The following is a 14,518-nucleotide window of genomic DNA, read 5'->3' on the forward strand; positions in this document are numbered from 1 at the left end:
GTGTCAACCCGACAGGATTTCGCCCTGGATGACCACCGGCCGCTCCGCGAAGCAGCCGGTCTTGCGGCGCGTCAGGAAGCGCGGTCGCCGGCCGGCCAGCAACGCATAGCGGCGCCGGATGCGGACCGGCCCGAGCGCGACCCGGCCGAGCTGCGGAAACGGCTCGGTGACGACGCCGTCACTGGTCTCCAGCAGCAGCGGTAACCCGCTGGAGCGGCCAAAGCTGCGCCAGGTGGCCACGGCCTCGTCCTCATCGAGTACGGCGATCGTGACCGAGCGGCCATCGCCGGCGGTCAGCGCGAGCTGGAAGCGCGCTTCCTCACCCTCGGCGCCGGCCAGGCGCAAGGCGATGCCGCGCCAGCCCGTCCCGCCGCGCAGGATGCGGACCGGGCCAAGGCGCTCGATCCGCGGCGCCTCCGCCTGATGCGAGGGCGCCCCTTGCGTCCTGAAGGGCTGTCCATTGAAGTTGGTGACGCCGCCAGGGCTGGCCGGCTGAAAGCCGATCTCCCCGGCGGCTGGCGTGACGCTTGCCATCGATTTAACGCCTCTCTCAATTCCCTGCTGCCCGGAACCCTCTGTCATTGCGGGGTTCTCGTGCTGTGCAGGCTGAGATTGGCGGCCGGAGCCTGTCCGAGCGCTTAAGAGCTTCGGTTAAACAAAGGTATCGGCGGGGTTTTCGGAGCGGATCGGGCCGCTTTTCCCCCTGATGCTTGACGAAATCTTTCGCGAGGAGGCCGCATTTTTCCTTGTCCCGCCACGCGCGAGGCCCATAACGAAGCATGATGCAGCCAAATTCGCTTCCCCTCGCCCGCGATCTCCTGCCCGCCATCCGCTCTGCCTGCCTCGAGGCGGGACAGCTCGCGCTCGACCTCTTCCGCCCCGGCGAGAAGACGGCGGCACGCACCTGGTCGAAGGCCGGCGGCTCGCCGGTGACCGAAGCCGATATCGGCGTCGACACCTTCCTGCACATCAGACTGGCCGAGCTTCTGCCGGCAGCCGGCTGGCTCTCCGAAGAGACGGCCGATGACGCGCTGCGCCTGTCACGACGCTTCGTCTGGGTCGTCGACCCGATCGACGGCACCCGCGCCTATATGGCGGGCTCGCCGGACTGGGCGGTCTGCGTCGCGCTGCTCGAGGACGGCATCCCGATTGCCGGCGTGGTTCACGCCCCCGCCAGCCGCGCCAGCTATGCGGCGCTGCGCGGCGGCGGCGCCTCGCGCAATGACGCGCCGATCCGCACCAGCGGCGTCAGCGAACTCGCAGCAGCGCGGATCGCCGGGCCCAAGCCGATGCTCGACGCGCTCGCACGGCAGGGAAGCTTCGTCGCCGTCGACAAGATTCCCTCGCTCGCGCTCAGACTGACACGGATCGCCGATGCCAGCATCGATGCCGGGCTCGTCTCGCCGGATTCACGCGACTGGGACCTCGCCGCCGCCGATCTCGTGCTGAGCGAGGCCGGCGGAAAGCTGACCACCGCAGAAGGCGCACCGGTGCGCTATAATCAGGCGCATCCGGTCCATGGCATGCTGGTGGCGTCCGGCGCCGAGCTCCTGCCACCGCTCGACCAGGCTCTGCGCCGCATGCGCGAAGCCATGCCGGAGCGCGGCTGAGCACCGCCGGCGGCGCAATGCGACCATTGGCGCGTCATTACAACGGAAAATGCCCGAAATCGGCGCTCGCGCGCGGCGCGCGAATGGCGTAACTGAACGCGCGGCCGCTGATGGCGCGAGGTCGCCCGGAGCGGTTTCGGGCACCGCCTTCAGCTTTCTCTCGCTGGGGAGCCCGCCAGCCGGAAACGGAGGAGTCGATGAGCGCGAGCCGGGAAAACAAGCAGTTGCTGCATCTGGTGATCGGCGGCGAACTGAGCGCGCTCGACGGCGTCGAGTTCAAGGACCTCTCCAAGCTCGACATCGTCGGCGTGTACCCGAATTACGCTGCCGCGCATGCGGCCTGGAAGGCCAAGGCCCAGGCCACGGTCGACCAGGCGCAGACCCGCTATTTCGTCGTGCATCTGCACCGGCTGCTCGACCCGTCGACGGCGCCGCAAGGCTGAACAGAGGCGGTCTCGCGCATATTCGATGGGTTTCTCGCTGCTCAAGACGCGATTTGCACAGGAGGCGCTCGGGCGCAGCCTGGCCTGGTATCTGCGCCTGGTGCGCCGGACGAACCGTTTCGTCACCGAGCCGGCGGACATCTATGAGCGCGTCCGCCCGGAACTGCCGCTGATCATCGCGATGTGGCACGGCCAGCACATCATGATCCCGTTCGCGCGGCCGGACTGGATGCCGGCCTGTTCACTGGTCTCGCGCCATGGCGATGGCGGCTTCAATGCGGTGGCGCTACGCGAGCTCGGCATCGGTGCGATCCGCGGCTCCGGCGCCATGGGCAAGAAGGTCCGCGAAAAGGGCGGCGCACCGGCCTTCCTCGCCATGATGCGCCGGCTCGCGGCCGGCGAGACGATGGTGCTGACCGCCGACATCCCCAAGCGCGCCCGGGTCTGCGGCGCCGGCATCGTCGCGCTGGCGCGTGCCTCGGGCCGGCCGATCCATCCGATCGCCGTAGTCACCAGCCGGCGGATCGATTTCAACAGCTGGGACCGCGCGTCGATCGGGCTGCCCTTCGGCCGCGGCGCCATCGTCGTCGGCGAGGCGGTCAGCGTGGCGCGCGACGCCGACGAGGCGACCTGCGAGGCGGCAAGGCTCGCCGTGCAGGCCGGACTCGATGCCGCGCATGAGCGGGCCTATGCGCTGATCGGGGCACGCGACCCCGGCGCCGGCCTGCGCGAGGCCGCAGCCGCCAGGGAGGCCGCTACGGCTGCAGCGAAAGCGGCAACGCCATGATCGGCCGCAGCCTGATCATCAGCATCTATCGCACCCTGACCGCGCTGCTCGAGCCGGCTGCGGCCGGGCTCCTGCTCTGGCGTCAGCGGCGCGGCAAGGAGGATCCGGCGCGGATCGCCGAGCGTCGCGGCTATCCCGGTGTCGACCGCCCCGAAAAAACCCTGGTCTGGCTGCACGGCGCCAGCGTCGGCGAGACGGTGACTCTGCTGCCGCTGGTCGAGCGCCTGCAGCGCCGCGGCCTCGCCGTGCTCGTCACCTCCGGCACGGTGACATCGGCGCGGCTGCTCGAGCAGCGCCTGCCGGCCGGAGCGATCCACCAGTACCTGCCGCTCGACGTGCCGCGCTATATGCGCCGCTTCCTCGACTATTGGCGTCCCGATCTCGGCCTGCTCTGCGAATCCGAGATCTGGCCGAACCTGATGATCGAGGCCGGCAAGCGCGGCATCCCGCTGGTCCAGGTCAATGCCCGCATGTCCGAGCGCTCCTTCCAGCGCTGGTACAGATTCCCCAAGACCTCGCGCTATCTGCTCTCGGGCTTCGAACGCTGCCTCGCCCAGTCGCAGGAGGACGGACAGCGCCTCGCCCAACTCGGCGCGCCACGTGTCAGCATCGCCGGCAATCTGAAATTCGACGTGCCGGCGCCGCCTGCCGATCCCAACACTCTTGCTTTGCTTGATGGGCTGATGGCGGGGCGCCCGGTCTGGGTCGCCGCCTCGACCCATCCGGGCGAGGAAGAGGACGTGCTCGCCGCCCATCTCGGCGTCAAGGCGCATCTGCCGAAGCTCTTGACCATCGTCGCACCACGCCATCCCGATCGCGGCGACGAGGTCGCGGCGCTCGCCCAGGCGAATGGCGCCGTCAGCGCACGCCGCTCGCTCGGCCAGTTGCCGGAGCGCGAGGTCGAGTTCTATGTCGCCGACACGCTCGGCGATCTCGGCCTGTTCTACCGGCTGGCCCCGGTCGCTTTCATCGGCGGCTCGCTCGCCCCGATCGGCGGTCACAACCCGATCGAGCCCGCCAAGCTCGGCTGCGCCCTGCTGCACGGGCCGCTGGTCCACAAATCCGCCGATCTCTTCGCCGCCTTCGACGCCGGCGGCGGCGCCCGCCAGGTCGCCGACCGGCAGGAACTGGCCGGCGCCGTGCATCGCTGGCTGAGCGACCCCGCGGCGGCGAGGCAAGCGGCGCGCGCCGCCGCGCAGACCAGTGCCCAGCTCGGCGGGGCGCTGGAACGAACCGTGCAGGCTCTCGAGCCTCTGCTGATGCGCGTTGCGCTCGGCCAGCGCGAGACGGCGCCATGATGCGCGCGCCGGGCTTCTGGTGGCGAACGCCACCTTCAGCCCTGGCCCGGCTCACCTACCCGCTCGGCGCGATCTATGGCGCCGCGACGCTGGCGCGCATGCGCCGCCCCGGCATCCGGGCCGACGTCCCGGTGATCTGCGTCGGCAATTTCATCGTCGGCGGTGCCGGCAAGACACCCACCGTCCTCGCTTTGGCAGATTTGCTCGCCGCCCGCGGCGAAACGCCCTTCGTGCTGTCGCGCGGCTATGGCGGGCGCGAGGCCGGGCCCGTGCTGGCCGACCCTGCGCGTCATGGCGCGGCCGAGATCGGCGACGAGCCCCTGCTGATGGCCCATCATCTGCCGGTGGTGGTCGCCCGCGACCGGCCCGCCGGCGCGGCGCTCGCCGCCGCGCGCGGTGCCAGCGTGGTGCTGATGGATGACGGCCTGCAGAACCCCTCCCTGCGCAAGGATCTGCGACTCGCCGTAGTCGAGGGCGCCGCCGGAACCGGCAATGGCTACTGCTTTCCGGCAGGGCCGCTGCGTGCGCCGATGGCAGGGCAGCTCGGAGAGACCGATGCGGTGGTGGTCAACGGCCCGGGCGCCGCTGGAGACGCGGTCGCGGCGCTGGCGCAAGCCGCCGGTCGGCCCGTGCTGCGCGTCGGGCTCGACGTCCTGCCGGAAGCTCTCGCCCGTCTCGACGGGCTTGCGGTGATCGCCGCATCGGGGATCGGACGACCGGAAAAATTCGCGACGACCCTGCGCCAGTCCGGCGCCCGGCTCGCCGGCGAGCGCCGCTATGGCGACCACCATCCCTATACGGCAGGCGATGTCGCGACGTTGCTCGCGGAGTCCAAGGCGACCGGCTCCACCATCGCCGTGACAGAGAAGGACATGGTCAAGCTCGCGCCGCTCTGGCCGGCGGACGAGCGCGAGCGCCTGCTCGCCGTGCCGGTGCAGTTGCGCTTCGAGGACGAGGCGGCGATCGGCGCGCTTCTGGAGCAGGCCCTGACGGGTTCAGGGACGGCCGCCGCGGCGGACCCGCAATTGCACCGCCTCGGGTGAGACATAGGCTTCCTGCCAGTCGACGGACCAGTAACGCAGATCCTCGAGCCGGATCGGCGCGCCGGTGACGGCGCAGCGCACGAAGGCGCCGGGGCGAACGACCCGAAACTCGCCATGGCCGTAATCAAGCAATGCCTCGGACCCGCCGGTCGGCAGGCGCTCATTGATGTTCATGACGAACCCGGGTTGTGAAGCAGCCTTCCGCACCGCGGGCATCGCGGCGGCTTGCTGAGACAAGTGTATGAATAAATTGCCTGATCATGGCGCTCTTGTGATAGCGTCCCGGCCGATGATGTCCAGTCTCGTCCGTCTCCTGCTCCTCGCGGCAGGGCTGCTGCCTTGCCTTGCCGCCGCCGCGGGGGCGGGAGGCTATGAGCGCGTGCGCATCACGCTCGACGACGTCCAGCTCAATGCCGTGCTTTATCGCCCGCCCGGGCCAGGGCCGTTCCCGGCCGTGGTCGCGCTGCATGGCTGCGGCGGGCTCTGGCGCGACAAGGAAAAGCTCTCCACCCGGCATAGCGACTGGGGCGAACGGCTCGCCGCGGCCGGCTTCATGGTGCTGATGCCCGACAGCTACGGCTCGCGCGGCCTTGGCTCGCAATGCGGCGTCAAGGACCTCACCGTACGCGCCAGTCGCGAGCGGGTGATCGACGCCGTCGCGGCGCGGATCTGGCTGCAGAGCCGCTCCGATGTCCGCCCGGACGCGATCTCGCTGCTCGGCTGGTCCGGTGGCGGCTCCGCCATCCTCGCCGCCGTGCGCAGGGACCGGCGCCCGGCCGACCGCCAGCCCGATTTCGCCCGCGCGATCGCCTTCTATCCCGGTTGCCGCACGCAGTCGGAATCGCGCGGCTTCGAAGTGCGCCTGCCCGTGCTGATCCTGATGGGGGCTGCCGACGACTGGACGCCTCCGGCCCCTTGCGACTTCTTGACCAAAGCCGCGCGCGCCCGCGGCGAGCCGGTCACCCTCGTGCTTTACGAGGGCGCAGTGCATGACTTCGATCATCCGCGGCTCGAGTTGAAGCAGCGCGACGACATCGCCTATTCGGCGACGGGGAACGGCAAGGCGACGGTCGGTACCGATCCCGCGGCACGCGAGGACGCGATCCGCCGGGTCAAGGAGTTCCTCGCGGGTAAATGAGGCGGCCGGCGCGCTCAGCGCGCGGTCGAGGCCAGAGCCACGCCGGGCGACCGCTCGAGCAGGGAACGAGCGATGTCCTGCGCCAGGCAGGCATAGCCGGCGTCGCTCATGTGGAAACGGTCGTTGGCGAGCGCCGCCATGAAACCCTCGGCATCGCGCTGATACCAGCCCGACATCGCCGCGAAGCGCGACAGCACCGGCACGCCATTGGCGCGGGCGATCTCGGCGATGGCGTCGACATAGGCGCGGTAGCGCGGCGTCTCCTTGATGCCGGGATAGAATTGCGGATCGAGGATGGCGAGCCCGGTCTGGGCCTTGCGGGCAGCGGCGATGCCGTCGGCGACGAGGGCGCGGAAAGCCTGGAGATCGCCGCCGGTGACGGCGTCATTGGTGCCGACCTGCCAGATCACCAGATCATAGCGCGTCTCGGCCAGCGCCTTCTTCAGGCGCTGCAGGGTCTGCGGCGCGATCTCGCCGCCAATGCCGGCATTGACGATCTCGACAGCCCGGCCGGAAAGCCCCTGACGCAGCAGGGCGGCGAGCCGCGCCGGGTAGCTGCGTTCCTTGCTGGTGGCGCCGATGCCCTCGGTCGAGGAGGAGCCGATCGCGAGCAGGCGCAGCGCCCCCTCGCCATGGCGCGAAAGCGGGGCGAAATCCGGGGCGGCAGCGGCAGAGATGATCGAGCTGGGCTTGCAGACGAACTCCGTGGCCTGCGCCGGCACGAGCGCAAGACCCGGCAGCGACAACATCGCCAAGGCGCAGGCATAGGCCGTCCGGATCCGAATCCGCATCAGGCACCCCCAACCGTCGATGCCTTGCGGTTAGCCGGCGCTTGCTGAACGCTGGCTGAACAGTGGCCGCAGTGGCGGCAGCCTCAGAAGAGATCCCCCTGCCCGCCGGAGGCCGCGCCCTTGCGTGTGGCCGGACGCGGCGTTGCACTGCCCGGCACGACAGCGCCGAAGCTGCCATCCGCGAGCGTGACCTGCAGGGTCATGCCCGGCCGCGCCGCTGCAGCCTGCCGCAGCAGCACGCCGTTCTCGTCGCGCACCAGCGCATAGCCGCGTGCCAGCACGGCCTGCGGGCCGAGCGAAGCGGCGAGCGACCAGAGGCCACCCAGCCGGTCGCGGCGGCGCTGGACGAGGCGCGCGAAGGCGGCTTCCGCCCGCGCCGCGACGGCCTCCAGCCGGTCGCGGGCACGGGCGATGCGCTCGCGCTGCCGAAGCACGACATTGCCACGGGCAAGGACGAGCCGTCCGCCCAGGCTGTCGAGCTTCACCGCCAGCGTCGCCAGTCGCGCCGCCGGTGATTGTACGTGCAGGCGGCGATCGAGCTGGGCGAGCCGCTGCTCATAGGCCCGGGCATTGCGCGCCAAAGCCGGACCGAGCTTCGCCGCGGCGAGGTCGAGCCGCTGGCGCGGCCCGGCGAGCAGGTTCTCCGGCGTCGGCAGGGCGCGGCCGGCGGCGCGCAATTCGCTGCGGCGCCTGTCGAACAGGCGCAAGGTCGCGCCCACATGCCGGCGCGACAGATCGGTGACCTGCGCCATCAGTTCGGCCCGCACCGGCACGACCTTCTCGGCCGCGCCGGTCGGCGTCGGCGCGCGCAGATCGGCGGCGTGGTCGATCAGCGTCCAGTCGGTCTCGTGGCCGACGGCGGAGACCAGCGGGATCAGCGAGGCGGCGGCGGCACGCACCACAGCCTCCTCGTTGAAGCCCATCAGATCCTCGAGCGAACCGCCGCCGCGCGCGACGATGATCACGTCCGGGCGCGGGATGCGGCCGCCCTGCGGCAGGGCGTTGAAACCGTCGATGGCGTTGGCGACCTCGGCCGCGCTGGTCTCGCCCTGGACCCGGACCGGCCAGACCAGCACGCGGCGCGGAAAACGCTCCTCCAGCCGGTGCAGGATGTCGCGAATGACGGCGCCTGTCGGCGAGGTGACGACGCCGATCGTCGCCGGCAGATAGGGGATGAGCTGCTTGCGGCCCTCGTCGAACAGGCCTTCGGCGGCGAGCTTCTTGCGGCGCTCCTCGAGCAGGGCCATCAGCGCGCCGACCCCGGCCGGCTCCAGCGAATCGATGACGATCTGGTAGCTCGACTTGCCGGCGAAGGTGGTGATCTTGCCGGTGGCGATCACCTCCAGCCCTTCCTGCGGCCTGGTCTTCAGCCGGCCGAAGACGCCCTTCCAGATCACCGCATCGATCTTGGCGTTGACGTCCTTCAGCGAAAAATAGACATGACCGGAGGCGACGGGACCACGATAGCCCGAGATCTCGCCGCGCACGCGCACGAAGCCGAAAGCGTCCTCCAGCGTGCGCTTGAGCGCGCCGGAAAGGTCGGAAACCGTCCATTCCGGGGCATTGCCGGCAGGCTGAGGCGATTCGTTGTCCATGGCGTGGACCTTACCGGCGCGAGCGCGATAGCTGAAGCGTTGCCCCGTCGGTCCGCGAGGGTTATTGCGCCCTGAGCAAGCGGAGACGGCGCAATGAACATCCTTCTGATCGGCTCGGGCGGACGCGAGCATGCCCTGGCCTGGGCGATCTCGGCCTCGCCGCTCTGCGACAAGCTCTTCATCGCGCCCGGCAATCCCGGCACGGCGCAATGCGGCGAGAACGTCGTGATCGACATCGCCGACCATGAGGCGGTCGCCAATTTCTGCAAGCTGCAGCGGGTCGGCCTCGTCGTGGTCGGGCCGGAAGGCCCGCTGGTCGAGGGCATCGTCGACGATCTCGCAGCCGCCGGCATCAAGGCTTTCGGCCCGTCGAAGGCAGCGGCCCAGCTCGAGGGCTCCAAGGCCTTCACCAAGGAGCTCTGCGCCGAGTTCGGCATCCCCACCGCGAGTTTCGCCCGCTTCGACGACCCCGACGCCGCCAGAGCCTATGTGGCGAAGCATGGTGCGCCCCTGGTGATCAAGGCGGACGGGCTCGCCGCCGGCAAGGGCGTGGTGATGGCCGAGACGGTCGAGCAGGCCAATAACGCGGTCGCGATGATGTTTTCCGGCGGGCTCGGCGCCGCGGGAGAGGAGATCGTCATCGAGGAATGGATGATCGGCGAGGAGGCGAGCTTCTTTGCGCTCTGCGACGGGCTGCATGCCCTGCCGCTCGCCTCGGCGCAGGACCACAAGCGCGTCGGCGACGGCGACACCGGGCCCAACACCGGCGGCATGGGCGCCTATTCGCCCGCCCCGGTGATGACGAAGGCGATGGAAGCGCGCGTCATGGCGGAGATCATCCAGCCGACGCTCGCCGGCATGGCGCGGCGCGGCTCGCCCTTCAAGGGCGTGCTCTTCGCCGGGCTGATGATCACGGCGGAAGGGCCGAAACTGATCGAATACAATGTCCGCTTCGGCGATCCCGAATGCGAGGTGCTGATGCCGCGCCTGAAGAGCGATATCGTCCCGGCGCTGCTCGCCGCCTGCGACGGCGTGCTCGGCTCCTTCGACCTGCGCTGGTCTGACGAGGCGGCGCTGACCGTGGTTCTGGCGGCGAAGGGCTATCCCGGCACGCCCGAGAAGGGCAGCCTCATCGCCGACGTCGAGCAGGCTGTGGCGCAGGACGGCGTGCTGATCTTCCATGCCGGCACGCAGGAGAAGGAAGGCAAGCTCGTCGCCAATGGCGGACGCGTGCTCAATATCGTCGCCCTCGGCAAGAGCGTCAGCGAGGCGCAGGCACGCGCCTATGCAGCGGTCGACCTGATCGACTGGCCGGGCGGCTTCTGCCGCCGCGACATCGGCTGGCAGGCCGTGAAGCGCGAGCGCGAAGGCTGACAAAGCGACTGCGGCATTGTATATATCGAGACACGATCGATATATACGCACGAGGATGCCATGGCCATCCTGATCAAGGATCCCGAAACGGACCGCATCGTGCGCGAGCTCGCGGCGCGCACGGGCAAGACGATCACGGACGCGGTCAAGACAGCCGCGGAGCGCGAGCTTGCCGGGCTGCCGCCACGCAAGGGCCGGATCGACAGAGAAAAGCTGGCGCGGACGCTTGCTGAAATCCGTTCCTATCCAAGGATAAACGAGCACCTGACCGATGACGAGATCATTGGCTACGATGAAAACGGCCTTCCATCGTGACCACTATGCCAGTTGTCGTCGACAGCTCGGCGATCATCGCCATCATTCGCGGCGAGCCTGAACGAGATAGGTTGCTGGCCGTGCTCGATGCCGGCGTCTCCAATCTCTGTTCGATGGTGACATTTGTCGAGAGCTTCATGGTCTCGACGACCCGCAATGCCGACGCACCTGTCGCCTTGCATCTCAGATTGCTCGACGATCTCGGCATCGAGACCGCACCGCTGGACCAGAAACAGGCTGTCCTCGCCGCCCAGGCCTTCCTGCGCTTCGGCAAGGGCCGCCACCCCGCCAAGCTCAATCTCGGCGACTGCTTCTCCTATGCGCTCGCCAAATCGCTCGACGCCCCCCTGCTGTACAAGGGGGAGGATTTCAGCCGCACCGACATCGTCTCGGCCCTGGCTGCTGGAGCACGCCCATGACCAATATCGACCAGCTCTTCCCCGGCTTCACCGCGCACTGGATCAACGGCCCGGTCGGCAAGATCTTCGCCCGCGTCGGCGGCGAAGGCCCGCCGCTGATGCTGATCCACGGCTTCCCGCAGACCCATGCCGAATGGCATGAGATCGCGCCCGAACTGGCGAAGAGCCATACCGTGATCTGCCCGGATTTGCGCGGCTATGGCTGGTCGTCCGCCCCGCATGGCGATGGCGGCAAGCTGACCTACAGCAAGCGCGGCATGGGCGAGGACATCGTCGCGGTGATGGACGCGCTCGGCCATGTCCGCTGCGCCGTGATCGGCCATGACCGCGGCGCCCGCGTCGCCTATCGCCTGGCGCTGGATCATCCCGGCCGGGTCGAGCGGCTCGCTTTGCTCGACATCCTGCCGACACTCGCGATGTGGGAAGGCATGAACGCCGCGCGCGCCATGCAGGTCTATCACTGGACCTTCCTGGCGCAGCCCGAGCCGGTGCCCGAGAACCTGATCAAGGGCGATCCCGCCGGCTGGCTCGACCATACGATCGCGAGCTGGACACGCGCCAAGGAGCTGAAAGCCTTCCACCCGCTGGCGCTGGCCTCCTATACGGAATCCTTCAACGATCCCTCGCGCATTCACGCCGCCTGCGAGGATTACCGCGCCGGCGCCACCACCGATCTCGCCCAGGACAAGGCCGACCTCGCGGCCGGCAAAAAGATCCTCTGCCCGGTGCTGGCGCTGTGGGGCGATGGCGGTATTCCGGCCAAGGGCGCAAGCCCGCTCGAGATCTGGCGGCAGAGCTTCGCTCCCCAGGCCGAAGGCCAGGCCATCGCGAGCGGCCATTTCCTGCCGGAGGAGAATCCGCAGGCGACGCTTGCCGCGCTGAAGCCGTTCCTCGCGCAAGCGATGCCATAAAGGCGCCTGTCATCCCGGCCGGAGCGAAGCGCAGAGCCGGGATCCATGCCGGGACGGATCATATAAGGGGTCCAGGCATGGATCCCGGGTCTCCCTTCGGTCGCCCGGGACGACTATGGATAGACCACCCCCGACTTTGCCCTGCAGCAGGCTCGCCCTCTTGATGACCTCGATATTGCCGGCGAACAGCCGAACGACCTCACAGCCGGAACTCGTCCTCGCGCTCGGCTCCGGTGGAGCGCGCGGGCTGAGCCATATCCTGGTGCTCGAAGCGCTCGACGAACTCGGGATCAGGCCCGTACTGATCGCCGGCTCGTCGATGGGTGCGATCATCGGCGCCGCCTATGCCGCCGGGCTTTCCGGCCGCGACTTGCGCGAGCATGTCGAGACGACCTTCCGCGATCGCGCGAGGGTGATCGCCCGGCTGCTCGAAGCGCGCGTCGGCAAGTTCGCCGATCTCTGGCGCGGCTTCGGCAATCCGGTGCTGCTCGACGGCGAGCGCCTGCTCGACCTGTTCTGGCCCGAAAAGGTGCCGGATCGCTTCGAGGAGCTCGGTACCCCCTTCCTCGCGGTGGCGACTGACTACCATCTGCACGAGGAGGTGGTGATCGGCAGCGGGCCGCTGACACCAGCGGTCGCCGCCTCGCTGGCGATCCCCGGCCTGATCCGGCCGGTGACGATCGGCGGGCGGGTGCTGATCGACGGCGGTGCGGTCAATCCCCTGCCCTATGACCGGCTGATCGCCCCGAACCGCATCGTGCTCGCCATCGACACCAGCGCCCCGGCCATGGTCAGCGACAGCCGGGTGCCGGAGCCTCTGGAGGCTCTCGTCGGCGTCACGCAGATCCTGACGCGCGCCCTCGTCCAACGCATGGTCGAACGCCAGCCGCCCGACATCCTGATTAGAGCCGGTGGCGACGGCTTCGGCCCGCTCGATTTCTTCAGGACACAGGCGATCCTCGATGCCGCCGCGCCGGTAAAGGACGAGGTCAAGCGCAAGCTGTCTCAGTTGCTGGAGCAACGAGTATCGGCATGAGGCGTCATTCCGGGGCGGGCCAAAGGCCAGAGCCCATGTACGCGAGGCCTTTCAAGCAAGCTCTTCCGGCCCTGTCTATCCGGCCCTGTCATGTTCATGGGTTCCGGGCTCGCCGCTGCGCGGCGCCCCGGAATGACCGGGCGTTTCATCGACACGCTCGCAGCGGAACCCCGGCAGGCCTCCCTCGAGCGCCTCGCGCCCGGTATCGGTGAGCTGCACGGCGCGGCTGTCCTTGATCCTCCGGACCCAGCCGGCTTCGAAGCAGCGACAGGCCAGCGCGGCGGCGAGCGAGCCGGCGAGATGCGGGCGGCGCTCGCTCCAGTCGAGGCAGGGACGCAAGGGCGCACGGCGGCTCTTCTGCGCGGCGGCAAGGTCGATGCCGAGCCCGGCGAAGATCGCGACGCCGGAACGGGGCAGGCCATAGCCGCCTTCCGAAACCGAGAGATGCCCACCAGCGACCAGCGCGTCGTGAATGGCGATACCGAGCCGGCCGGCGAAATGGTCATAGCAGGTCCGCGCCTCGGCGAGATCGGCCCCGACGCGCGAAGGTAGGCGCCTGCTGGTGGGCTGGCCGCCGGACAGCACCATCAGCCCCTCTAGGGTCGCAGCGACATCCGGCCCGGCGAGACGGTAATAGCGATGGCGCCCCTGCACGGCGACGCCGAGCAGCCCGCCCTGCAGCAGCTTGGCAAGATGGCCGCTCGCCGTCTGCGGCGCGACGCCGGCAAGGAAGGCGAGCTCCTTGGCGGTCAGGGCGCGGCCATCCATCAGCGCATGCAGCATGTTGGCGCGGGCGGGGTCGCCGATCAGATGGGCGATTTCGGCGAGATAAGGTCCGTTCATGGCCATGGCTGAGCCCTCCCCTTGCCGGCCCATCATCACCCGCACCGCGCGACAGGCAAGCGGCGACACTACGGCCGCGACCGTAGTGTCGAGGCGCGACAGCAGGCGGCAGGACTGCCACAAGCAGTTTACGACCACCGACTGACAGGGCCGGCCGAACCATGGACCAGACGACGCTCCTCTTCTTCATCGCCGCGACCTTCGTGGTCGCCGGCTTCGTCAAGGGCGTGATCGGGCTCGGCCTGCCGACCATCGCCGTCGGCATCCTCGGCGTGGTGATGGCCCCGGCACAGGCGGCGGCGCTGCTGGTGATCCCCAATCTGGTGACCAATGGCTGGCAGCTCTCCGGCCCGAAACTCAAGGCGATCGCGCTCCGGCTCTGGCCGATGCTGGCGGGAACCTGCCTCGGCACCTGGGCCGGCGCCGGCCTGCTGGAAAAGGCCAAGGACGGCTCGGCGACGCTCTGGCTCGGCATCGCCCTCGTCCTCTATGCACTGGTCGGGCTGAAGGCGGCGAAGCTGCGCGTACCGGCCGTTCACGAAGGCTGGCTCGGGCCGGTCGTCGGCGTGCTCACCGGCATCTCGACCGCCGCGACCGGGGTCTTCGTGCTCCCCGCCGTGCCTTATCTGCAGGCGCTCGGCTTCGAGAAGGAGGAGCTGGTGCAGGCGCTGGGCCTCTCCTTCATCGTCTCGACGGTGGCGCTCGCCTTCGGGCTCATCGGCGCCGGCGCGCTCGACTGGACCGTCGCCGGCTGCTCGCTGCTGGCGCTGCTGCCGGCATTGGCCGGAATGGGCGCCGGCCAGGCGATCCGGCAGCGAATCTCGGCCACGACCTTCAAGCTCTGCTTCTTCGCCGGGCTGCTGGCTCTCGGGGGATATCTGGTGCTGCGGACGCTCTGAAACGGACAGGCTTTCC

Annotated in this window: 17 protein-coding genes; 12 read left to right on the top strand and 5 right to left on the bottom strand. The window is 69.4% G+C overall.

Annotated features, from left to right (window positions below; translation table 11 throughout):
* Positions 1-3 precede the first annotated feature (3 nt).
* On the bottom strand, positions 4-534 hold the full coding sequence (locus ACWGRX_RS05145; protein WP_452116665.1) for a DUF6101 family protein: 531 nt from the start codon (positions 532-534) through the stop codon (positions 4-6).
* Between the two features lie 245 nt (positions 535-779).
* Between ACWGRX_RS05145 and ACWGRX_RS05150 the strand changes: the two genes are divergently transcribed.
* From ACWGRX_RS05150 to lpxK, 5 genes are all read left to right on the top strand, one after another.
* The gene (locus ACWGRX_RS05150; RefSeq protein WP_452116666.1) at positions 780-1,610 is read left to right on the top strand and encodes a 3'(2'),5'-bisphosphate nucleotidase CysQ; all 831 of its coding nucleotides are present in this window, start codon (positions 780-782) and stop codon (positions 1,608-1,610) included.
* A 197-nt stretch (positions 1,611-1,807) separates the two neighbouring features.
* Positions 1,808-2,053: a DUF4170 domain-containing protein gene (locus ACWGRX_RS05155; RefSeq protein ID WP_291644904.1), complete on the top strand. Its 246-nt coding sequence runs from the start codon at positions 1,808-1,810 to the stop codon at positions 2,051-2,053.
* A gap of 25 nt (positions 2,054-2,078) precedes the next feature.
* Entirely contained in the window at positions 2,079-2,840 is a 762-nt protein-coding gene (locus ACWGRX_RS05160; RefSeq protein ID WP_452116667.1) for a lysophospholipid acyltransferase family protein, read from the top strand.
* Positions 2,837-4,138 (top strand): 3-deoxy-D-manno-octulosonic acid transferase, encoded by a 1,302-nt coding sequence (locus ACWGRX_RS05165; protein WP_291641635.1) that lies wholly within the window; start codon positions 2,837-2,839, stop codon positions 4,136-4,138. Before ACWGRX_RS05160 ends, ACWGRX_RS05165 begins: the two co-directional genes overlap by 4 nt.
* Positions 4,138-5,181, top strand: coding sequence for a tetraacyldisaccharide 4'-kinase (lpxK, locus tag ACWGRX_RS05170; protein ID WP_452116950.1), 1,044 nt, complete (start codon positions 4,138-4,140; stop codon positions 5,179-5,181). The genes ACWGRX_RS05165 and lpxK overlap by 1 nt, the downstream gene beginning before the upstream one ends.
* Here the strand turns inward: lpxK and ACWGRX_RS05175 are convergent.
* Positions 5,134-5,355 carry a DUF2093 domain-containing protein gene (locus ACWGRX_RS05175; protein ID WP_291641637.1) on the bottom strand — a complete coding sequence of 74 codons (222 nt, stop codon included), beginning with the start codon at positions 5,353-5,355 and terminating at the stop codon, positions 5,134-5,136. The two genes, lpxK and ACWGRX_RS05175, sit on opposite strands and share 48 nt — an antisense overlap.
* A 118-nt stretch (positions 5,356-5,473) precedes the next feature.
* Between ACWGRX_RS05175 and ACWGRX_RS05180 the strand changes: the two genes are divergently transcribed.
* Positions 5,474-6,319, top strand: a complete 846-nt coding sequence (locus ACWGRX_RS05180) for a dienelactone hydrolase family protein (protein WP_291644900.1) — start codon at positions 5,474-5,476, stop codon at positions 6,317-6,319.
* A 14-nt stretch (positions 6,320-6,333) separates the two neighbouring features.
* Here the strand turns inward: ACWGRX_RS05180 and ACWGRX_RS05185 are convergent, their stop codons facing one another.
* Positions 6,334-7,110 carry an SGNH/GDSL hydrolase family protein gene (locus ACWGRX_RS05185; protein WP_452116668.1) on the bottom strand — a complete coding sequence of 259 codons (777 nt, stop codon included), beginning with the start codon at positions 7,108-7,110 and terminating at the stop codon, positions 6,334-6,336.
* Between the two features lie 83 nt (positions 7,111-7,193).
* Positions 7,194-8,705 carry an exodeoxyribonuclease VII large subunit gene (gene xseA, locus ACWGRX_RS05190; RefSeq protein WP_291644898.1) on the bottom strand — a complete coding sequence of 504 codons (1,512 nt, stop codon included), beginning with the start codon at positions 8,703-8,705 and terminating at the stop codon, positions 7,194-7,196.
* Positions 8,706-8,798: 93 nt separating this feature from the next.
* Here xseA and purD point away from each other — a divergent pair, with 93 nt between their 5' ends.
* From purD to ACWGRX_RS05215, 5 genes are all read left to right on the top strand, one after another.
* A complete protein-coding gene (gene purD, locus ACWGRX_RS05195) occupies positions 8,799-10,079 on the top strand; it encodes a phosphoribosylamine--glycine ligase (RefSeq protein ID WP_452116669.1) in 1,281 nt (426 codons plus the stop codon).
* Between the two features lie 60 nt (positions 10,080-10,139).
* A complete protein-coding gene (locus ACWGRX_RS05200; protein WP_291641649.1) occupies positions 10,140-10,394 on the top strand; it encodes a type II toxin-antitoxin system VapB family antitoxin in 255 nt (84 codons plus the stop codon).
* 5 nt (positions 10,395-10,399) lie between these two features.
* Positions 10,400-10,813: a type II toxin-antitoxin system VapC family toxin gene (locus tag ACWGRX_RS05205; RefSeq protein WP_452116951.1), complete on the top strand. Its 414-nt coding sequence runs from the start codon at positions 10,400-10,402 to the stop codon at positions 10,811-10,813.
* On the top strand, positions 10,810-11,724 hold the full coding sequence (locus tag ACWGRX_RS05210; protein ID WP_452116670.1) for an alpha/beta fold hydrolase: 915 nt from the start codon (positions 10,810-10,812) through the stop codon (positions 11,722-11,724). Before ACWGRX_RS05205 ends, ACWGRX_RS05210 begins: the two co-directional genes overlap by 4 nt.
* Positions 11,725-11,887: 163 nt before the next feature.
* Positions 11,888-12,760, top strand: a complete 873-nt coding sequence (locus ACWGRX_RS05215) for a patatin-like phospholipase family protein (RefSeq protein WP_452116671.1) — start codon at positions 11,888-11,890, stop codon at positions 12,758-12,760.
* A 75-nt stretch (positions 12,761-12,835) separates the two neighbouring features.
* Here ACWGRX_RS05215 and ACWGRX_RS05220 read toward each other — a convergent pair whose 3' ends face one another.
* The gene (locus tag ACWGRX_RS05220; RefSeq protein ID WP_452116672.1) at positions 12,836-13,609 is read right to left on the bottom strand and encodes an ArsR/SmtB family transcription factor; all 774 of its coding nucleotides are present in this window, start codon (positions 13,607-13,609) and stop codon (positions 12,836-12,838) included.
* Between the two features lie 155 nt (positions 13,610-13,764).
* Here ACWGRX_RS05220 and ACWGRX_RS05225 point away from each other — a divergent pair, with 155 nt between their 5' ends.
* The gene (locus ACWGRX_RS05225; RefSeq protein WP_452116673.1) at positions 13,765-14,502 is read left to right on the top strand and encodes a sulfite exporter TauE/SafE family protein; all 738 of its coding nucleotides are present in this window, start codon (positions 13,765-13,767) and stop codon (positions 14,500-14,502) included.
* Positions 14,503-14,518: the final 16 nt, after the last annotated feature.

The sequence above is a fragment of the Allobosea sp. NPDC055594 genome (assembly GCF_053618995.1).